Genomic DNA, 21,389 nt, shown 5'->3' with positions numbered 1-21,389 from the left:
TGAAAATAACCCATGCGTTCATACTAAAAGAAAATGGATATCATCCGAGGGGGTTGTTGTATGAACCGCATGACGAATGACATAAATGAAGAACAAGAACCAAAGCGAGAAGAAAATAACGAACAAAGCAGTCTGGTTAACAAGCTCCAGGCTCTTGGCCAAACCAACGTTCCACAAATGGAAGGCTCAAGCATACATTGCCTGACCATTGTTGGCCAAATTGAAGGACATGTCCAACTGCCTCCCAACAACAAGACAACCAAATATGAACACCTAATCCCACAGCTGGTGGCAATCGAACAAAACCCGAAAATTGAAGGGCTTCTCATTATTTTGAATACCGTTGGTGGTGATGTGGAAGCAGGACTTGCGATTTCAGAAATGATTGCCTCCCTCTCAAAGCCTTCCGTCTCTCTTGTACTTGGTGGCGGCCATTCCATTGGTGTGCCGATAGCCGTGAGCGCCGATTATTCTTTCATAGCGGAAACCGCAACAATGACCATTCATCCCGTAAGGCTGACCGGACTTGTGATTGGTGTTCCACAGACGTTTGAATATATGGATAAAATGCAGGACAGGGTCATCAATTTTGTGACCTCACATTCGGATATCACAGAGGAAAAGTTTAAGGAATTGATGTTTTCCAAAGGCAATTTAACGCGTGACATCGGGACAAACGTGATAGGAAAGGATGCTGTCAACGACGGACTGATCAACGAAGTTGGTGGCGTGGGCCAGGCCATCTCGAAGCTGAATGAACTAATGGAACAAAACCGGAAATCCAAACCCGAGGATGGGTTAGAGGTGATCCAATGATATGGTATACACTCATGCCCTTTGAATTGATGTTTCCACAGGACGCAGCAACAGAAGAACAAACCCAGCCGATGACCGTTCTTTATAACAACATTCCGATTCTTGTGGAGCAAGTTTCACCGATGGAATATAAAGTAGTCCGCGTCATCAGCACAGATCCGGCGCATTTTATGGACGAATCGTGCGGACCCGGGCAGATTCTGTCGATGAACACATTCGTAAACCCATAGAAAACAAGTGTGCCCCTGTGATATAATAATGGACAAAGAAGCAGCCCTTTAGCGGCTGCTTTAGTTGGTTTAAGGAAAAAGAGGTGAAAGAATGGCAAAACGCAATAAAAAAACATCGAAAAAGACATCAGCCTGGAAAGAACAGCTGAGCTTTGAGCTCGCTGGCCTTCTTTTGCTTGCTTTAACATTGCTTGCCCTTGCGAAAATGGGGAAAGTCGGGCAGGCGTTTGTACAGTTTTTAAAATTTTTCAGCGGAGAATGGTACGGTGTACTGCTGATCGGAACCCTTGTTATTGCCATCTATCTGATTTGGAAGCGAAAATCACCGCCCGTTTGGGGAAAACGCTTGGCAGGCTTTTATTTATTTTACATATCCATGCTGATTCTCAGTCATCTGAAATTGTTTTCTCTTCTTTCCAAGCAGGGAAAATGGTCGGATCCTTCCGTCATCCGAAACACCTGGGAGATATATTGGTCTCAGCTGTCGGGAAGTATACCGCAGGGAGATCTTGGCGGAGGCATGATTGGAGCAGTGGGTTTTGCAATGTTCCATTTTCTGTTTGGTGTGCAAGGTTCTGCAGTCATCCTCGTTTTTGTTATGATCATTGCCATTATATTAATTACCGGAAAGTCATTGTCAGGTGTCATCGCCAAATTGGCCGAAGCAGCCGGCAGCCTTTCTTCAACGGCCTATGAATCGTTTCAAAACAAACGGCAGGAACTGAAAGAAAACCGAAAAAAGGTACATAGACAAGCGCCCACAAGATCACAAGAGCCGGCTGAAGCCCATCATGAAACCCGGACAATGGATGAAGAATACGAACCCATTATCGAAGACTTCACAAGGAACGTTCATGATGATGAAAGTCCAGCGGTACAACTGAAATTTGGTTCCAAAGGCTTTCACGAAGAACCGGAGACTCAAACGGAAACCAGCCATGCCCCAACGGAAGATAAGCAGGACGGACTTCCTGCAAGCTTTGAACAGACAGAAGAAGAACATAACGAAAACTATTTGCTCCCTTCCATGGATTTGCTAGTCAGACCGACTTCCACTGGCCAGCATAAGGAACGGCAATATTCGGCGAGCAAAAGCAACGCAAAAAAACTCGAGAAAACCTTTGAAAGCTTTGGGGTAAAAGCAAGAGTGCTGAAGGTTCATCTTGGCCCGGCAGTAACGAAATATGAAGTGTATCCCGATGTAGGAGTAAAGGTAAGCAAAATCGTCAACCTCGCCGATGATATCGCCCTGGCACTTGCCGCCAAAGATATCCGGATTGAAGCTCCTATTCCCGGCAAATCAGCGGTCGGTATTGAGGTTCCTAACCAGGAGGTAGCTACGGTTACGCTACGTGAAGTCCTTGAATCCAGTCAATATCAGAAACAAACCTCCAAACTTGCGATTGGGCTCGGAAGGGATATCTCGGGGGAACCTATTTTTGCCGAACTGTCCAGAATGCCTCACCTTCTGGTAGCCGGGGCAACAGGAAGCGGGAAAAGTGTTTGTATCAATGGCATCATTACAAGCATATTGATGAGAGCCAAACCACATGAAGTGAAGATGATGATGATTGACCCGAAAATGGTTGAACTTAACGTGTATAACGGAGTTCCTCATCTCCTGGCTCCCGTCGTAACAGAGCCGAAAAAGGCAGCTCAGGCCCTGAAACGGGTGGTCAGTGAAATGGAACGCCGTTATGAATTGTTTTCCCACACAGGGACCCGGAATATTGAGGGGTACAATGAAGGCATACGCAGAGCTAACAATGAACGTGATGCGAAACAGCCGACCCTGCCTTATATTGTCGTGATTGTGGATGAGCTGGCAGATTTGATGATGGTGGCTTCAGGAGATGTAGAAGATGCCATTATCCGTCTTGCCCAGATGGCACGAGCGGCAGGAATTCATCTGATTATCGCAACCCAGCGGCCTTCAGTGGATGTAATTACAGGGATTATTAAAGCCAATATCCCATCCCGGATTGCGTTTAGTGTTTCCTCTCAGACCGACTCGCGTACCATTCTTGATATGGGCGGCGCAGAAAAACTGCTGGGCCGCGGCGATATGCTCTTTTTCCCTTCAGGAACATCTAAACCTACAAGGGTGCAGGGAGCATTTCTATCGGATCAGGAAGTGGAAAAAATTGTGGAATTCGTGATCGGGCAGCAGAAAGCGCAATACCAGAAAGACATGATTCCAACGGAAGAAGCGCAGGTGACGATGGAAGTGGAGGATGACTTGTTCCCTGAAGCGGTAAAACTTGTGGTGGACATGCAGACGGCCTCGGTTTCCATGCTCCAGCGGCGATTTCGAATCGGCTATTCACGGGCAGCCAGGCTGGTGGATGCCATGGAAGCAAAGGGAGTTATCGGTCCTTATGAGGGCAGCAAGCCAAGAGAAGTGCTGCTTACGTCTCTACCGGAACAAAACCAGGCATCCAGCTAAAAAAAGGAACCCCAGAACGCGGGGTTCTTTTTTTTAACCTGCCTTTTCTGAATAATGTGTATATTCCCGTTTTAAAAAAATCTCAAAAAATAGTATTTATTTCTCATGCTAAAAATGATATATTAATGTCGATTATTTTATTTATTTGTCAAAAAAATTTTACACTTGAAAAACACTATATTATTAATGGTTTTGATTGTCTATCGAGGTGAGTAAAAACGTGTCCATTAAGACGGATCATCGTCTGCTGTATTTAAAAGTCATTGAGAAATTGAAAGCCGACATCGAAAATGGCACTTATGAGGAAGGAGAAAAGCTTCCATCCGAATTTGAGCTGTCAAAGCAGTTGGGCATTAGCAGGGCAACATTACGAGAAGCGCTGCGCATCCTTGAAGACGAAAATATTCTGATCAGAAAACATGGTGTAGGAACCTTTGTTAGGACCAGAGCCCTATTTTCTTCCGGAATAGAAGAACTCTTCAGTGTAACTGAAATGATTGAACGGGCAGGCAAAAAGGCTGACACCGTCTTTATTTCGTCGGTGGTGGTCCCTGCTGTGGATGACCTGAAACATCAGTTTAAACTTCCGCCGGACGGCGAAATCAATGTAGTGGAACGGGTAAGAACCGCTGACGGCGAGCCTGTTGTTTACTGCATTGACCAAATGCCGGCAGCGTTTATGCCTGCCGAATCACAGCATAAGTACCTTTCCATGCTCGAAATGCTTGAAAGAGAAGCCGGCAAGCGTGTTATGTATGCTGTTACAACGATTGAACCTCTCGGGTTTCATGAACGAATTTCAGAAATCCTGGAATGTCCCGAAGAAGCCTCGCTTCTTGTATTAAAGCAGATGCATTACGACCAGAATGATGAGCCGGTTTTATATTCCTGCAATTATTTTAGAGCCGATAAATTTAATTTCACAGTAGTCAGAAAACGATTATAGTAGGTTTATCCTATATTGGGGGTGATGTGCTACACCGTTTGCTCAATGTGTTAAGAGTGTTATCCGTATAAAAAATTAGGGGGAAAAACAATTGAAAAAGAGAACCGGGGTTTTATTAAGTCTTGCTTTAGCAGCTGGTACACTGCTTTCTGCCTGTGGGAAAGATGACAGCGGGGGATCAAATGCCGATGGTAAGAAGGATGCATTTAAGGTGGCCATGGTCACCGACACTGGCGGTGTAGACGATAAGTCCTTTAACCAATCCGCTTGGGAAGGACTCCAAAAGTTCGGCAAAGACAATAAAATGAAAAAAGGGACAGACTTTAAATATCTTCAATCCACCGCTGCTAGTGATTACGCTCCCAACATTAACTCATTAGTTCGCGATAACTACAAGCTTGTATACGGAATCGGATTCCTGATGCAGCAGGATATTCAAAAAGTGGCCAAACAACAGCCAAAAGCACAGCTTGCTCTTGTTGACTCTGTTGTTCCGGAAAAGAACGTGGCCAGCATCACATTCAAAGAGCATGAAGGCTCTTTCCTTGTCGGTCTGATTGCGGGTATGCAGACAAAAACCAACAAAGTCGGATTCGTGGGCGGCGTGGACAGTGAATTGATCAAAAAGTTTGAAAATGGATTTAAAGCAGGTGTAAAAACAGCGAATCCAAAGGCTGAGATTTTTGTTCAATACGCCGGTGACTTCAACAAAGCAGAAAAAGGGCAAGCCATTGCCAACACCTTCTACGGAAAAGGCGCTGATATCATCTATCATGCAGCTGGCGGAACCGGAAAAGGCGTATTTACAGAAGCAAAGAACCGTTCCAAAAATGGCAAAAAGGTTTGGGTTATCGGAGTTGACCGTGATCAGCACGAAGAAGGAATGCCAGAAGACGTAACACTGACTTCCATGGTTAAGCGTGTGGACAAGGCGGTTGAAGAAGTTTCCAAGCAAACAATGGACGGAAAGTTTCCTGGCGGAAAAACAGTTGAATTCGGACTCGATCAAGACGGTGTGGGAATCGCCCCTCATAAAGAGAATGTTTCAAAAGACGCTCTTGCCAAAGTCGATGAGTATAAAAAGAAAATACAGGACGGTGACATCACGGTCCCTAAGACAGACAAAGAGTATAAGACATTTGAAGCTAACATGAAAAAGTAAATGCTAAAAAATAAAGGCTGGTATTCGTTTACTGGCCTTTATTTACGCCATAAAAGGTTAGACTTCTGACTCCTAGCGAGACCAAGAATAAAAGTCATTGAGGGGTGAACTCGGTGGAATATGTTATTGAAATGAGAAACATACGCAAAGAATTTCCTGGAATTGTTGCCAACGACAATGTCACATTGCAGGTAAAAAAAGGTGAGATTCATGCGCTTTTGGGCGAAAACGGAGCTGGAAAATCAACCTTGATGAACGTGCTCTTCGGTTTGTATCAGCCAGAGCAGGGTGAAATTTATGTAAAAGGAAAACCCATTTCCATTACCGATCCGAATATCGCCAACCGGCTTGGAATCGGCATGGTGCATCAGCACTTTATGCTCGTTGAAAACTTTACTGTAACAGAAAATATTATACTAGGCAAAGAAATCACTACCGGAGGCCGTGTGGATTTGAAAAAGGCTGCCAAGGAAGTCAAGGCGCTTTCTGACCGTTATGGTTTATCGGTAGATCCAAACGCAAAGATTGAAAATATTTCGGTGGGTATGCAGCAGCGGGTGGAAATTTTGAAAACGTTGTATCGCGGAGCTGAAATTCTAATCTTTGACGAGCCGACAGCTGTACTCACGCCGCAGGAAATTCATGAATTGATGGAAATCATGAAAAAACTCGTGGCCGAAGGGAAATCCATCATCCTTATCACGCATAAGCTTAAAGAAATTATGGAGGCATGCGACAGATGCACCGTCATCAGAAGGGGACGCGGCATCGGCACCGTCGATGTGGCAGAGACGAATCCAGATAAGCTTGCGGCTATGATGGTAGGACGCGAAGTCAATTTTAAAGTGGACAAAACGGACGCTTCACCGAAGCAAACTGTTCTTAAGATCGAGAACCTCGTTGTAGAGGATGCGAGAAAAGTACCGGTTGTCGATGGCCTTAACCTGGAGATTAAAGCGGGTGAAATCCTCGGTATTGCAGGGGTTGACGGGAATGGTCAGACGGAGCTGTTAGAAGCCATTACAGGCCTAAGAAAAGTTGTCAGGGGAACCGTTGAGCTCAATGGTAAGAACATTACCAACCATAAGCCAAGAAAGGTTACAGAAGCAGGAGTTGGCCACATCCCGCAGGACCGGCATAAACACGGTCTCGTTCTGGATTTTTCCATTGGAACAAATATGGTTCTGCAAACGTACTATCAGCAGCCTTTTTCCAAACATAAAATTCTTAAATTTCCGGCGATTTTTGAGAAGGCCAATCAACTCATCAAAGAGTTTGACGTGCGAACGCCAAGTGAGCACACATTGGCCAGAGCGTTATCGGGAGGCAATCAGCAAAAAGCGATCATTGCCAGGGAAGTGGACAGAAGCCCCGACTTTTTGATTGCTGCCCAGCCGACCCGGGGCCTTGACGTCGGGGCAATCGAATTTATCCACTCAAAACTCATAGAGGAACGAGATAAAGGAAAAGCGGTGCTTCTGCTCTCCTTTGAACTTGATGAAGTCATGAATGTCAGTGACCGGATCGCTGTTATTTATGAAGGAAAAATTGTAGCCATCGTTGATCCGGAGGAAACGACGGAACAAGAGCTCGGACTGCTTATGGCAGGCGGGAAGAAACAAAAAGCAGGTGATCGTAGTGAATCTCATTAAAGGCCGTTTATTTCATATTCTTGTACCCGTTGTTTCAGTTTTATTGGGGCTTTTGATCGGCGGCATAATCATGCTTGTCAGCAATTACAACCCGTTTTCCGCCTATGCGGCGCTGATCGACGGAATATTTGGAAATGGCTACAACCTGGGTGAAACCATTCGTGCGGCATCTCCGCTCATTTTATCGGGTCTCGCCGTTGCGTTTGCGTTCAGAACCGGCCTTTTTAACATCGGGGTTGAAGGGCAACTGCTTGTCGGCTGGCTCGCTTCGGTTTATGTAGGCATTCATTTTGATCTTCCCAAGGTGATTCATCTTCCTTTTGCCATTTTGGCAGGTGCAGCGGCGGGTGCACTATGGGGAGTCATTCCTGGTTTTTTGAAAGCGAAGTTTAAAGTACATGAAGTTATCACAACGATCATGATGAATTATATTGCGCTCTATACAACCAACGGTATCATACGCGCCTACATGCTGGCGCCCGGCGAGCGGACAAAGGACATTAAAGAATCCGCATCCCTGGCTTCACCGTGGCTGCAGCAGCTTACCGAGTTTTCACGTCTTCACTATGGTATTGTGGTAGCCATTCTGGCTGCTGTTATCATGTGGTTCATTTTATGGAAGACCACGACCGGATATGAATTAAGGGCCGTGGGCTTCAACCAGCATGCTTCACAATATGCAGGAATCAATGTGTCCAAGAACATCGTGCTCGCCATGGCGATTTCCGGTGCATTTGCAGGTGCGGCAGGAACGATGGAAGGACTTGGAACCTATCAATACATGACCATTAATAATACGTTTACAGGGGTTGGTTTTGACGGTATTGCGGTCTCCCTGCTTGGTGCCAATGGCTCTGTCGGAATTATTATTGCTGCCTTGTTGTTTGGAGGGCTAAAGATTGGATCGCTTACCATGCAATCCGCTGCAGGCGTGCCAACCGAACTCGTAGGAATTGTCATCGCACTTATCATTTTCTTTGTGGCGTCAAGCTACCTGATTCGATGGCTGACCAACCGATTTACAAAAGGGGGTAAAATCTGATGGATTTCTTTCAAATTCTTGCCCTTATCGTTCCGGCAGCGATCGTATCGGCAGCACCACTTATTCTAACAGCGCTTGGCGGAGTGCTCAGTGAACGTTCAGGCGTGGTAAACATTGGACTTGAAGGGCTGATGATGTTCGGTGCCTTTATCGGAGCTGTTTTTACCCATTATGGGGAACAGTGGGGACTTGGCGGTGGTTCTCCATGGATGAGTTTTGTGGTAGCTATTGTCGCCGGAGCTCTTTTTGCTGTTCCGCACGCGGTGGCCAGCATCTCGCTGAAAGCCGACCAGGTGGTCAGCGGTGTGGCGCTTAACTTTTTGGCTGCTGGACTCTCCATCTTTTTGACAAAGAAGCTGTTTGGAGCTGGCCAGACGCCGGATATCCAGGAACGGATCGGAAAAGGTGATGTTCCGGTGCTGTCCAAGATCCCGGTGATCGGAGACCTGTTTTTCTCCAACGCATACTCAACATCATTTGTTGCCGTGTTTCTTGCTTTTGTTGTGTGGTATATCATATATAAAACACCGTTCGGGCTTCGCCTCCGGTCTGTCGGGGAGCACCCTATGGCTGCAGACACCATGGGGATCAACGTGATCAAAACGCGTTACATTTCAGTAATCATGGGGGGAGCCTTTGCAGGACTCGGCGGAGCCATTTATGTGGCTTCCATCGCCGGGAACTTCACAGGTTCAACCATTTCCGGCCAAGGTTTCATGGCTCTTGCCGCCATGATCTTTGGGAAATGGCATCCGCTGGGTGCTATGGGTGCGGCTCTCTTTTTCGGTCTTGCCCAAAGCTTGAGTATTACAGGGGAACAAATCCCGCTCCTGAAAGATATCCCTGATGTGTATCTTCTGATTTTGCCTTATGTACTGACCATTCTTGCCCTTGCCGGGTTTGTCGGCAGAGCGGATGCACCAAAAGCATCCGGACAGCCTTACGAAAAAGGCAAACGATAAGAACCAGAGCCTGTTTCCCCTCGGGGATCAGGCTCTTTATTTCTTCTACAGGCAGGAAAAGTCATGTTTGCTATGGAAAGTGGGTACACTAGAACGTATGATTCATATTCATAAAAGGGAGGAACCAAAATGACACTTGTAGACCATCACGTGGCGGATATGCCCGGAATGACCTTACATACGATCGAAACTACCAAATATAAAACCACTTCTTTAATCCTGCAAATTAAAAGCCCGATTACAGAAGAAGAAGTAACCAAAAGGGCCTTGCTTCCCTATGTGCTGCAAAGCGGCACAGAAAGCTATCCGAGCAGCAAAGAGCTTCGTGGGGCACTTGATGGCCTTTACGGGGCAACTCTCGGGGTGGACCTTTCTAAAAAAGGTGAATACCAGATCATCACTCTGAGAATGGATGTGGCGAATGAAAAGTTTTTGAGTGACAACACGCCTTTGCTTGACCGGGCGTTTGAATTGCTTTCCCAGGTTCTTCTGAAGCCGGCCAAACAAGGTGAAGGGTTCCTGCCCAGAATTGTTCAAAAGGAAAAGCGGTCGTTAAAACAGCAGATTGAATCGATTTATGACGATAAAATGAGGTATGCCAACAAGCGCCTGATTGAAGAAATGTTTGATGAGGAACCGTACCGCTTTAATGTGTACGGCAATGAGCAGGAAGTGGATTCGATTACGCCCGAAACACTGTATGACTATTATATAAAAGTCATGAAAGAAGATGAAATTCATCTTTATGCGGTCGGTGATGTTTCTAGGAATGCACTGCAGGAATTGGCCAAAAAACATTTTGTGTTTCCGCAAGACAGAATGGAACCGAAACGAACATCTCCAACAGGCAAGCAAAGGGTGGACGAAGTAAAGGAGGTTTTCGAAGAACAGGAAGTGCAGCAAGGAAAGCTGCATATGGGTTATAGAACATATATTACTTACAGCGATCCGGAATACCTTGCCCTTCAGGTATTCAACGGGGTGTTCGGCGGATTTTCACATTCCAAGCTGTTTATGAACGTGCGTGAAAAAGAGAGCCTCGCGTATTATGCTGCTTCGCGGTTTGAAAGCCATAAAGGCATCATTTTTGTGATGTCCGGCATTGAGACCAAAAATTATGAAAAAACCGTGAAGATCATCAATGAACAGCTCGAGGAAATCCGAAACGGCAACATTACCGATGGGGAACTCGAACAGACGAAAGCCATGATCAGAAACCAAATCCTTGAAACCGTTGATGATTCAACAGGCCTGGTGGAGGTTCTTTATCATGAAGTGGTTTCCCGCCACAAACGAACCATTGAGGAATGGCTCGAAGGCATCCAGAATGTCACAAAGGAACAAGTCAGGGATGTATCCCAAAAGATTCAGCTCGATACCATTTATTTCTTAAAAGGGAGGGGAGAATGATGGAACAAATCCATTTTAACCAGCTTAAAGAAACATTGAACCACAAAACACTTCCGAACGGCCTGAAAGTATATATCCTTGAGAAAAAGGATTTTAACAAAACTTATGCCACTTTTACGACCCACTATGGTTCAGTGGACAACCACTTTGTCCCGCTTGGGAAAGAGGAAAAAGTGAAAGTTCCGGATGGTATTGCCCATTTTCTTGAGCATAAGCTTTTTGAGAAGGAACATGGAGACGTTTTTCAGGACTTTAGTAAGCAGGGAGCATCCGCGAACGCGTTTACCACGTTTAACCGTACAGCCTACTTATTTTCAACGACCGGCGACGTGGAGAAAAACCTGACCACCCTTATTGATTTTGTTCAGGCTCCGTATTTTACAGAAAAAACGGTGGAAAAGGAAAAAGGCATAATTGGCCAGGAAATCAGGATGTATGATGATAATCCGGACTGGCGCGTGTACTTTGGCCTGATCGCCAATATGTACAAAAATCATCCTGTGGCTATTGATATCGCAGGAACGGTGGAATCCATTGCGAAAATCACGAAGGATGATTTGTACGAATGCTACAATACCTTTTATCATCCGAGCAACATGCTCCTCTTTATTGTCGGCCCGATTGATGCAGAAAAAATTATGGGTCTTGTGGAAAAAAACCAGGCGGGCAAGGATTATAATGATCAGCCGCCGATCGAGCGATTTTTTGATGAGGAACCGGCTGAACCCGCCAACAGAAAAGAAGTGCTCCACATGCCAGTGCAAACGCCAAAGTGCTATATGGGCTATAAGGAGAAGCGCCCGCAGCGAAGCGGGAAGGACCTTCTTGTCCGTGAATTGTCCATTAACCTTTTATTGGAGATAATGTTTGGCAAAAGCACCAAGAATTACGAGAAGCTGTATGAAGAAGGCCTGATTGATCCTTCCTTTTCGTTTGATTATACCGAAGAGATGGGATTTGGTTTTTCCATGATCGGCGGGGATACAACCGATCCGGATACGTTTGCGCAGCGTATTTCCGAAATGGTGAATGAATTCAAACAGAAGACGCTGAATGAAGAAGATCTTGAACGGGCGAGGAAAAAGAAAATTGGTTCGTTTCTGAGAGCGCTGAATTCTCCTGAATTTATTGCCAACCAGTTTACCCGGTATGAATTTAATGAGATGAACCTTTTTGATGTGATTCCTACTTTTGAGGAACTGACCGTCAAACAGCTTCAGGACGCGTTAATCGACCATTTCGAGGAAAGTCAGCTGACCGTTTGCCAGGTAAAGAAGAAACAGTCATAATGAAAGTAAAACAAACATCCCTGCGCCGAGCAGGGATGTTTTTTAAGCAGGTGAACTATAAATGTCAAAATGGGTTCTTGTGACCGGGGCGAGCGGCGGAATTGGCTCCAGCATTTCCCGCGTGCTGGCAGGGGCCGGCTACTCCCTCATTCTTCATTACAATCAGGGGGCAGAGCAGGCAAAACTGCTTGAAAAAGAGCTTGTTGATCGATACCAAATCGAAATTTTACTACTGCAAGCAGATTTATCGCTGAAGGAAGGCACAGAAAAACTGCTTTCCTCCCTGTTTGTTCCAGTGGATGCCGTGATCCATAATAGTGCCTCCTCTTATTACGGGCTGTTGACAGATATGAAGCAGGAAACGATGGAAAGGATGATCCAGCTTAATTTGACCAGCCCCATTATGATCACGAAGCATGTGCTGCCGCAAATGGTCAAAAGAGGAAGAGGGAATATCATCGCTGTTTCATCGGTTTGGGGAGCTGCTGGTGCTTCTTGCGAAGTGCTTTATTCCACCTTGAAAGGCGGATTGAATACCTTTGTGAAAGCGATGGCGAAAGAAGCCGCCCCAAGCGGTATCCGGGTGAACGGTATTGCGCCAGGAGCTGTGGAAACGAAAATGATGAGCGGGTTTTCTGAAGAGGAGCTTCAGGACCTGAACGATGAGATCCCCGCAGGACGGCTCGGAAAACCGGAAGAGATCGCCGAAATTGCGCTGTTTTTGCTTTCCGATAAATCCTCCTATATCAATGGCCATGTGATTACGGCGAGCGGAGGATGGCATAGTTAAAATTTGTCCTAGGGCATGCATAATTCACCTTTCTTCTTGAAATATTAAGGGATGTACCATATTTTAAGGAGGAACAAACATGTCTGTATTAGATAACTTTGGACAATGGAAGAGTTTTCTTTCTGACCGCCTTGAACATGCTGAAGGGCAAGGCATGGATCAATCAACCGTTTCCAACCTCGCTACAGAGATCGGTGGATACCTTGCATCCCATGTTGACCCTAAAAATGCTGAGGAAAAAGTTCTTGCTGATCTTTGGAATGTGGCAAGCGACGAGGAAAAACACGCCATCGCCAACATGATGGTGAAAATGGTTCAGAAGGATAGCTGACTTTAAAGGATGTTAAGAATTTTTCTTAACATCCTTTTATTTTTTCTTTCATAATAATTTGAAATCAGATATTATTAAGTAATGAAGTGGTAATCAATACGGAAAAATGAAAGGGAGCTGAAGAATGGGCGAACAGGAATGGTACCTTGAATATGAAATCAATAAGAATCGTCCTGGGCTCCTTGGTGATATATCATCTCTTATGGGAATGCTTGGAATCAATATCGTGACGATCAATGGCGTGGACAATGGAAGACGGGGGCTTCTTCTCTTGGTAGACAAGCAGGAGAAGGTGGAACGACTTCGCTCAATCCTTCAATCCATGGATAATATTACGGTTACAAAATTCCGGAAGCCAAAGCTGCGCGATATTTTGGCTGTGCGGCATGGACGATACATACAACGTGATGCGGACGATAAAAAAACATTCCGGTTTGTCAGGGATGAATTGGGCCTGCTTGTCGATTTTCTGGCCGAGCTTTATAAAGTGGAAGGCCATAAGCTGATTGGAATCCGGGGTATGCCGCGCGTAGGCAAAACTGAGTCCATTGTTGCTTCGAGTGTTTGTGCGAGCAAGAAATGGGTATTTATATCTTCTACGCTTCTTAAACAAACCATGCGTGTTCAGCTGGCTGATGATGAATACAGTACAAACAATGTTTATATTATTGATGGCATTGTATCATCCCGCCGTTCCAATGAGCGGCACTGGCAGCTTATCCGGGAAATTATGCGCATGCCTACAGCAAAAGTAATTGAGCATCCTGATGTTTTTGTTCAACAGACGGAATACAGCATGGGTGATTTTGATTACATCATTGAATTGCGAAACGATCCCAATGAAGCAATCACATACGAAGCAATCGAAACAGATGTAGGATTTTCCGCATTTGAATGACTTCAATTAGTGGAAGGTGGTAAACTTGACTGAACTAGGAAATTTTTTGCGAGAGAACAGGGAGGAAAAAGGATTTTCCCTTGAACAGCTCCAAACGGAAACTAAAATTCAAAAACGTTACCTGCAGGCGATTGAGGAAGGGCGGTATGAAGTCCTGCCAGGTTCCTTCTATGCCAGAGCGTTTATAAAAAATTACAGCGAAACCGTCGGGTTGAATTATGAAGACGTATTCGAACGGTTTGAATCTGAAATCCCAAAAGCCGAAAAGGAGCCAACGGAGTTTATTCCACGTTCGGAACGAAACAAGCAGTCGCTTGATGGCGGAGAATCTGTTTTTAAAACCTGGCTTCCCATAATGCTGGTTTCTGTCGTAATTCTTGCTGTCCTTGTCGGCGTTTGGGCATATCTTGCCAATCGTGACTCAGGAGCCAACGGCAATTCTAATGGCTCGAATCCCGCGTCTGTAGAGATCGATAATAGCAAAAACGCAGAAAAAGACAGTGCGGAAAAGGCAAAGGAAGAAAAGAAAGAACCGGAAAAGAAAACACCGGAAAAACCGAAAGAGCAAAAGCAACCTGAAAAGAAAGAAGCAGTTCTGGTAAAAAAAGGCACTCGGGGAATTACCACTACATACGAACTCAAGGAAGCGGATGCATTCGAGATTGCCTTTAAAATGAACGGACCTGTATATATGGATGTAAAAGCAGATTCAAAACAACTGGCAAGCAAGATGTTTAAAAAAGGAGATACCGCCAAGTATGATTTAACCGGTAAAAAAGAGGTTGAACTGAATATCGGAGCCGCCAATTTTGCGAAGTTAACGATTAATGGTAAACCGTTCTCCTACCCGATTCCTACCGAAAAACGTGGGATCCACCAGAGAATTGTCATTAAAAACACGGCTTTCAGCAAACAATAATCTACAGGTAACGCCGTGTACGCGCTGTCAAAATTGGAGGAAAGAAAATGAATTTGCCAAATAAAATTACTATTTCACGTATTTTTTTAATCCCAGTCTTCATGATTGTGCTACTAACCGGTTTCGAATGGGGGACTGTCACATGGATGGGCGTGGATCTACCGGTCACTCATTTGGTGGCTGCTCTGATCTTTATTGTTGCCTCCTGTACCGATTGGGTGGACGGCTACTACGCCCGCAAGCTCGGCCTGGTGACCAATTTCGGAAAATTTTTGGATCCTCTGGCGGATAAATTGCTCGTAACTGCTGCGTTTGTGGCGCTTGTCCAGCTTGGTTACGCACCGGCCTGGATGGTCATCATTATCCTCAGCCGTGAATTCGCCGTCACCGGCATCCGTCTTGTGGCAGCGGCAGAAGGGGCAGTCATCGCAGCAAGCCAGATGGGGAAACTGAAGACATGGATCCAGATTATTGCCATATCTGCCTTGCTATTGCACAATATTCCGTTTGCATGGATCGGGATACCTTTTGCCCAAATCAGCATGTGGGCTGCTACACTGATTACCCTTTATTCAGGGTGGGAATATTTTATTCAAAACAAAGAAGTTATGCTAAAATCAAAATAACAGCATGAACAGGAGAACCATATCATTCTCCTGTTTTTTTATTAGACCGAAAGTTTATACCACATTAATACGGGGGAATACGCGAATGAATGCAGAAATTATTGCTGTCGGAAGCGAGCTTCTTTTAGGACAGATCGCAAACACCAATGCCCAATTTATTTCATCGGAACTGGCTGAGGCCGGAATCAATGTTTTTTACCATTCCGTAGTGGGTGATAATCCGGGACGTTTGGAAACGGTTATCAAGAACGCTCAGACGAGATCCAATCTGATCATTTTCACCGGCGGTCTCGGACCGACAAAAGATGATTTAACCAAAGAAACCATTGCTGCGGTTTTGGGAAAACAACTGGTGTATGATGTGGAAGCAATGGAAGGAATCGAGATCTATTACAAGAGAACAGGAAGAACGATGACCGAAAATAACAGAAAACAGGCGCTTGTGCTTGAAGGGGCAGATGTGCTGCCCAACAAAAACGGAATGGCGCCGGGCATGGCCCTTGAAGCGGATGGAATAACGTATATGCTTCTTCCGGGACCGCCAAAGGAAATGCGCCCGATGTTCAGGAATTTCGGTATCACCTATCTCACCGCCAAGCTTCCTGGCGTGGAACCGATCGTATCGAGAGTCCTCCGTTTTTTTGGCATTGGTGAGTCGCTCCTAGAAGCCACACTGCAGGACATTATCGATGAGCAGACCAACCCGACCGTAGCGCCGCTCGCCGGCAGTCATGAAGTCACCCTGAGACTGTCTGCCAAATTCAAAGATATACATATGGCACAAATTCAGCTGGACCTGCTTGAAGAACGCATTAACGAGCGGGTTGGTGAATTTTTGTACGGATATGGTGAAACAAGTCTGACAGAAACAACAGCAGAATATTTAAAAAGCAGCAACCTGACCGTTTCTTCTGCCGAGAGCCTTACTGGCGGTTGGTTCGGGCAGCAGATGACCGAGCTGCCCGGCAGTTCAGCATTCTACAAAGGTTCTGTGGTTTGCTACAGCAATGAGATGAAAGAAAAGCTGCTCGATGTCAGCCCGGACGTTCTCGCATCCCATGGAGCTGTAAGTCCTGACACGGCTAAACAAATGGCGGATAACATCCGAAAGCTGACTGGTTCGGATATCGGCATCAGTTTTACCGGGGTGGCAGGACCGGATAAAAGTGAAGGCAAGGAGCCGGGAACCGTTTTTATCGGTTTGTCGGACAAGAACGGAACAGAGGTATTTTCGCTCAGCCTCTCCGGCTCACGGGCAAGCATAAGAGAGCGGTCGGTAAAGCACGGATTGTTCTTTTTGTTGACAAAGGTCAAGAAAGGTCAATAAAAAATCGAATAAATGTTCGCAAAAAGATTGGCAAATGAGCAAAAAAGAAGTAAAATAGAACTATAGGAAATGACATCATTTTGTACTTACATGTGCAATGATATAAATTTGAGGAGTGATTACATGAGCGACCGCAAAGCGGCACTTGACATGGCCTTGCGCCAGATCGAAAAGCAATTCGGAAAAGGTTCCATCATGAAACTTGGCGAGCAGGCTGAACAGAGAGTCTCCACCATCTCGAGCGGATCTTTGGCGCTTGATATCGCGCTTGGTGTAGGCGGATATCCACGGGGAAGAATCATTGAAGTTTACGGACCTGAATCTTCCGGTAAAACAACCGTTGCGCTTCATGCGATTGCTGAAGTCCAGAAAAACGGCGGACAAGCTGCTTTTATTGATGCGGAGCATGCCCTTGACCCGGTGTATGCCCAAAAACTTGGCGTAAACATCGATGAGCTTCTGCTGTCACAGCCGGATACAGGCGAACAGGCGCTTGAAATTGCTGAAGCCCTAGTCCGAAGCGGTGCAGTGGATATTCTGATCATTGACTCTGTTGCGGCTCTTGTGCCAAAAGCAGAGATTGAAGGCGAAATGGGAGATTCCCATGTGGGTCTTCAGGCAAGATTGATGTCCCAGGCTTTGCGTAAGCTTTCCGGAGCAATCAGCAAATCCAAAACCATCGCGGTGTTTATCAACCAGATTCGTGAAAAAGTGGGCGTTATGTTCGGAAACCCTGAAACCACTCCGGGTGGACGCGCGCTTAAGTTTTATTCTTCTGTCCGTCTTGAAGTCCGCCGTGCGGAAACCCTCAAGCAGGGAACCGATATGGTAGGGAATAAAACAAGAATCAAAGTGGTTAAAAACAAGGTTGCACCTCCGTTTAAACAGGCAGAGGTGGACATTATGTACGGCGAAGGGATTTCAAGAGAAGGGGAAATCCTTGATATTGGTTCCGATATTGACGTGGTTCAAAAGAGCGGCGCCTGGTACTCCTTTGATGGAGACCGTCTCGGCCAGGGCAGAGAGAACTCCAAGCAATTCTTAAAAGAAAATGAAGAAGTGGCGGAAGAAATCATCACCCAAATCAGAAGCTATTATCAATTGGGTGGGGAAGTCAACACCGTTGATGCTGCTGCCCGGCCGGAAGAAGAAGAGGAATTTGAGCTAACCGAATAGCACCCGAAGGCCGTACATCCCGAATGTACGGCCTTTTTTTGCAGTATGTTAAAAACCGTCGTGTGCAGATTTTGAAGATTGGAAGGAATTAAAACTTGCCAATTTCATAAGGAAGATTTATTATAGGTGATTTGACATCTCTTGACATAACGGGCTGTAGTTTATAAAATGGAGATATACTTTGATTTCACTCGAAATTAAATGATATGAGCTTAAAATTGAGAATGGCATGACTAGTGCACAACACTTTGTTACACGAATGATGCTTATGACCCAGTACAAAAAGTAGATAGCAAGAGGAGGTGGAAACATGGAAACAACATTTATTGTCTTCATCTCCAGTTTGCTTGTCTCAGCAGGTGTCGGTGCAGTTGTCGGATATCTTGTTAGGAAAAAGATCGCCGAAGCGAAAATTTCGAGCGCTGAAAATGCTGCAGCCCAAATCGTCGAAGATGCAAAACGAGACGGTGAAGCCAGCAAGAAGGAAGCGCTGCTTGAAGCAAAAGATGAAATCCATAAGCTCAGAACAGAAGCAGAGCGCGAAATTCGAGATCGCAGAAATGAGCTTCAAAGACAAGAACAACGATTGGTTCAAAAAGAAGAGATTCTGGACAGAAAAAGTGAGACTCTTGATAAAAAAGAGGAATCATTGGAAAAACGCGAGGAGTCTCTCACCAAAAAACAACGACAAATTGAAGAGATTGAAAGCAAAGTGGAGGAGCTGCTCAGAGAGCAGCAAAAAGAATTGGAACGCATATCCGGCTTTACACGTGAAGAAGCAAAGCTGATCATCATGGGAGAAGTGGAAAACGAAGTTTCACACGAAATGGCTATGATGGTGAAAGATATGGAAAACCGTGCCAAGGAAGAAGGAGACAAGAAAGCGAAAGAAATTCTTTCTCTGGCGATCCAACGCTGTGCGGCTGACCACGTTGCTGAAACGACGGTTTCCGTCGTTAACCTGCCAAATGATGAGATGAAGGGTCGGATCATCGGGCGTGAAGGGCGAAACATCCGAACACTGGAAACGCTCACAGGTATTGATTTGATCATCGATGATACACCTGAAGCGGTCATTCTTTCAGGATTCGACCCGATCCGTCGGGAAATTGCCCGTCTGGCGCTTGATAAGCTGGTCCAGGATGGAAGGATTCACCCGGCGCGCATTGAAGAAATGGTGGAGAAATCCCGCCGTGAAGTGGATGAATACATCCGTGAAGTCGGTGAACAGACTACATTTGAAATAGGTGTTCATGGCCTTCACCCTGACTTGATAAAGATTTTAGGCCGATTGAAATATCGTACAAGCTATGGTCAGAACGTGTTGAAGCATTCAACGGAAGTGGCCTACCTTACCGGGCTGATGGCTGCAGAAATTGGAGAAGATGTTCATTTGGCTCGCCGTGCAGGCTTGCTTCATGACATCGGAAAAGCCATTGACCATGAAGTGGAAGGCAGCCACGTGGATATCGGCGTGGAATTGGCGACAAAGTACAAAGAACATCCAGTGGTGATCAATTCAATTGCATCCCACCATGGTGATACAGAACCAACGTCCATCATTGCGACGCTTGTAGCCGCAGCTGATGCATTATCGGCAGCAAGGCCGGGCGCACGCCGTGAAACGCTTGAAACGTACATTCGCCGTTTGGAAAAACTCGAAGAGATCTCCGAATCCTTCGACGGCGTGGAAAAATCTTTCGCCATTCAGGCAGGAAGAGAAATCCGAATCATGGTTAAACCTGATTTAATCGATGATGTGGCTTCTTACCGTCTGGCACGCGATATTACGAAAAAAATTGAAAATGAACTGGATTATCCGGGACATATTAAAGTTACAGTCATTCGGGAAACAAGAGCAGTTGAGTACGCAAAATAAAGTGGTGAAAACCACTTTATTTTGTTTTTATGCAGAAGTTGAATGAAAAAGGAGAGCCTGATGAAGATTTTATTCATAGGGGATGTTGTAGGGGCCCCGGGAAGAAAGATGATCGATATGTACCTGCCGAAGCTGAAACGTAAGTACCAGCCGCTTGTCACCATTGTAAATGGTGAAAACGCGGCCCATGGCAGAGGAATTACCGGCAAAATCGTAAAAGGAATATTTGAAGCGGGAGCCCAGGCGATTACCCTTGGCAACCATGCGTGGGACAATAAAGAGATCTTTGAAATTATTGATACGACTCCCCAGCTTGTCCGTCCGGCCAACTTTCCGGAGGGGACACCGGGCAGTGGTTCCGCAATTTTAAAGATGAACCAGCTTGAGGTTGGTATTATCAATCTGCAGGGTAGAACCTTCCTGCCACCCCTCGATTGCCCGTTTGAAAAAGCCGAAGAGCTGATCCGCGATATGCGCAAACGGACGCCTATTATCTTTGTGGACTTCCATGCAGAGGCAACCAGTGAAAAACAAGCAATGGGATGGTTTTTGGATGGCAAGGTGACGGCTGTTGTCGGAACCCACACACACGTTCAAACCGCCGATCAGCGGATCTTGCCGGAAGGAACGGCTTATTTGACCGATGTCGGCATGACCGGCCCCTATGACGGAATCCTTGGTATGGACCGGGAAGCGGTGATAAAAAAGTTTGTTACCAGTTTACCGGTAAGGTTTGAAGTATCTTCCGGACGGGAACAGTTAAGTGGCGTATTAATAGAGTGTGATCCTGCAACTGGAAAAGCCAAAAGTATCAAGACGATTCTTATTAACGATGACCACCCGTTTTTTGAATAAGAGGCCAATCGTCATGCCGTATACACGCTCAGGCTCATTGATCTGAATGAAACTTTTCCGTCTGCAGGAATACGGGCTCTTACCAATGAATATAGTAGAATTGGTATCAGATCTCTAAGGAGGTACAAATTAATGGAAATATTAAAAGTTTCAGCAAAATCCAACCCTAATTCTGTAGCTGGTGCGCTTGCCGGAGTCCTTCGTGAACGTGGAGGGGCTGAAATACAGGCAATTGGGGCAGGTGCATTAAACCAAGCCGTTAAGGCAGTAGCCATTGCACGAGGATTTGTAGCACCCAGCGGAGTCGACCTCATTTGTATTCCTGCTTTTACGGATATTCTGATCGATGGAGAGGAACGGACTGCGATCAAGTTGATCGTGGAACCTCGATAATTGAAAAAACCATGGACTGGCCTGTTTTCATGAATTCATGTGAACAGGCCTTTTTCACGGAAGGGTCCTGGATTTATTTCCAAGAATACTTGCTTTTTTGCGAATATAGAGCTAGAATTGTAAGCGTTTAGTACATATTTAAACACACAAACTGATACCCATCTCAAGAATCAGCGCGCTTATTTTCGACAGGAAAAGAGCGTATTTTTATACATTGAGATTTATTTTTATTTCTCCAAT

At 45.6% G+C, this 21,389-nt stretch carries 20 protein-coding genes; all 20 read left to right on the top strand.

The features are described from left to right. Window positions 1-69 precede the first annotated feature (69 nt). The 20 genes from DMO16_RS05755 (at window position 70) to spoVS (ending at window position 21,149) form a co-directional block, all read left to right on the top strand. Window positions 70-816, top strand: a complete 747-nt coding sequence (locus tag DMO16_RS05755; protein ID WP_082635772.1) for a ClpP family protease — start codon at window positions 70-72, stop codon at window positions 814-816. Continuing rightward, window positions 813-1,046 carry a YlzJ-like family protein gene (locus DMO16_RS05750; RefSeq protein ID WP_129475943.1) on the top strand — a complete coding sequence of 78 codons (234 nt, stop codon included), beginning with the start codon at window positions 813-815 and terminating at the stop codon, window positions 1,044-1,046. Before DMO16_RS05755 ends, DMO16_RS05750 begins: the two co-directional genes overlap by 4 nt. Before the next feature lie 91 nt (window positions 1,047-1,137). Next, on the top strand, window positions 1,138-3,492 hold the full coding sequence (locus tag DMO16_RS05745) for an FtsK/SpoIIIE family DNA translocase (RefSeq protein ID WP_129475941.1): 2,355 nt from the start codon (window positions 1,138-1,140) through the stop codon (window positions 3,490-3,492). A gap of 220 nt (window positions 3,493-3,712) precedes the next feature. Next, the gene (locus tag DMO16_RS05740; protein ID WP_061969549.1) at window positions 3,713-4,438 is read left to right on the top strand and encodes a GntR family transcriptional regulator; all 726 of its coding nucleotides are present in this window, start codon (window positions 3,713-3,715) and stop codon (window positions 4,436-4,438) included. Window positions 4,439-4,529: 91 nt separating this feature from the next. After that, a complete protein-coding gene (locus DMO16_RS05735) occupies window positions 4,530-5,600 on the top strand; it encodes a BMP family lipoprotein (protein ID WP_129475939.1) in 1,071 nt (356 codons plus the stop codon). 113 nt (window positions 5,601-5,713) lie between these two features. After that, window positions 5,714-7,252: an ABC transporter ATP-binding protein gene (locus tag DMO16_RS05730; protein ID WP_061969555.1), complete on the top strand. Its 1,539-nt coding sequence runs from the start codon at window positions 5,714-5,716 to the stop codon at window positions 7,250-7,252. Beyond that, entirely contained in the window at window positions 7,248-8,294 is a 1,047-nt protein-coding gene (locus tag DMO16_RS05725) for an ABC transporter permease (protein ID WP_425590065.1), read from the top strand. Before DMO16_RS05730 ends, DMO16_RS05725 begins: the two co-directional genes overlap by 5 nt. Continuing rightward, window positions 8,294-9,256: an ABC transporter permease gene (locus DMO16_RS05720; protein WP_061969560.1), complete on the top strand. Its 963-nt coding sequence runs from the start codon at window positions 8,294-8,296 to the stop codon at window positions 9,254-9,256. The genes DMO16_RS05725 and DMO16_RS05720 overlap by 1 nt, the downstream gene beginning before the upstream one ends. Window positions 9,257-9,385: 129 nt before the next feature. After that, window positions 9,386-10,666 (top strand): EF-P 5-aminopentanol modification-associated protein YfmF, encoded by a 1,281-nt coding sequence (gene yfmF / locus DMO16_RS05715; RefSeq protein WP_129475937.1) that lies wholly within the window; start codon window positions 9,386-9,388, stop codon window positions 10,664-10,666. Further along, the gene (gene yfmH, locus DMO16_RS05710) at window positions 10,666-11,955 is read left to right on the top strand and encodes an EF-P 5-aminopentanol modification-associated protein YfmH (protein WP_129480316.1); all 1,290 of its coding nucleotides are present in this window, start codon (window positions 10,666-10,668) and stop codon (window positions 11,953-11,955) included. The genes yfmF and yfmH overlap by 1 nt, the downstream gene beginning before the upstream one ends. A 61-nt stretch (window positions 11,956-12,016) precedes the next feature. Next, window positions 12,017-12,745, top strand: a complete 729-nt coding sequence (gene ymfI / locus DMO16_RS05705; RefSeq protein WP_061969567.1) for an elongation factor P 5-aminopentanone reductase — start codon at window positions 12,017-12,019, stop codon at window positions 12,743-12,745. 79 nt (window positions 12,746-12,824) lie between these two features. Beyond that, on the top strand, window positions 12,825-13,076 hold the full coding sequence (locus DMO16_RS05700; protein ID WP_061969569.1) for a DUF3243 domain-containing protein: 252 nt from the start codon (window positions 12,825-12,827) through the stop codon (window positions 13,074-13,076). A 124-nt stretch (window positions 13,077-13,200) separates the two neighbouring features. After that, the gene (locus DMO16_RS05695; protein WP_061969572.1) at window positions 13,201-13,974 is read left to right on the top strand and encodes a DUF3388 domain-containing protein; all 774 of its coding nucleotides are present in this window, start codon (window positions 13,201-13,203) and stop codon (window positions 13,972-13,974) included. Window positions 13,975-13,999: 25 nt separating this feature from the next. After that, the gene (locus tag DMO16_RS05690; protein WP_164988865.1) at window positions 14,000-14,893 is read left to right on the top strand and encodes a helix-turn-helix domain-containing protein; all 894 of its coding nucleotides are present in this window, start codon (window positions 14,000-14,002) and stop codon (window positions 14,891-14,893) included. Between the two features lie 47 nt (window positions 14,894-14,940). Next, entirely contained in the window at window positions 14,941-15,519 is a 579-nt protein-coding gene (gene pgsA, locus DMO16_RS05685) for a CDP-diacylglycerol--glycerol-3-phosphate 3-phosphatidyltransferase (protein WP_129475933.1), read from the top strand. An 85-nt stretch (window positions 15,520-15,604) separates the two neighbouring features. Next, window positions 15,605-16,846 (top strand): competence/damage-inducible protein A, encoded by a 1,242-nt coding sequence (locus tag DMO16_RS05680; RefSeq protein ID WP_129475931.1) that lies wholly within the window; start codon window positions 15,605-15,607, stop codon window positions 16,844-16,846. A 123-nt stretch (window positions 16,847-16,969) separates the two neighbouring features. Next, complete coding sequence (gene recA, locus DMO16_RS05675) at window positions 16,970-18,022, top strand: recombinase RecA (protein ID WP_061969581.1); 1,053 nt, start codon at window positions 16,970-16,972, stop codon at window positions 18,020-18,022. Window positions 18,023-18,332: 310 nt separating this feature from the next. Further along, window positions 18,333-19,901, top strand: coding sequence for a ribonuclease Y (gene rny, locus DMO16_RS05670; RefSeq protein WP_061969584.1), 1,569 nt, complete (start codon window positions 18,333-18,335; stop codon window positions 19,899-19,901). Between the two features lie 60 nt (window positions 19,902-19,961). After that, window positions 19,962-20,756, top strand: a complete 795-nt coding sequence (locus DMO16_RS05665; protein ID WP_129475929.1) for a TIGR00282 family metallophosphoesterase — start codon at window positions 19,962-19,964, stop codon at window positions 20,754-20,756. A 132-nt stretch (window positions 20,757-20,888) separates the two neighbouring features. After that, on the top strand, window positions 20,889-21,149 hold the full coding sequence (spoVS, locus tag DMO16_RS05660) for a stage V sporulation protein SpoVS (RefSeq protein WP_010193268.1): 261 nt from the start codon (window positions 20,889-20,891) through the stop codon (window positions 21,147-21,149). Window positions 21,150-21,389: the final 240 nt, after the last annotated feature.

Source organism: Fictibacillus sp. S7, assembly GCF_004127935.1.
GTDB lineage: Bacteria > Bacillota > Bacilli > Bacillales > Fictibacillaceae > Fictibacillus_C > Fictibacillus_C enclensis.
The sequence above is the reverse complement of the archived record's forward strand: the minus strand, read 5'-3'. Positions and strand labels throughout refer to the sequence as shown.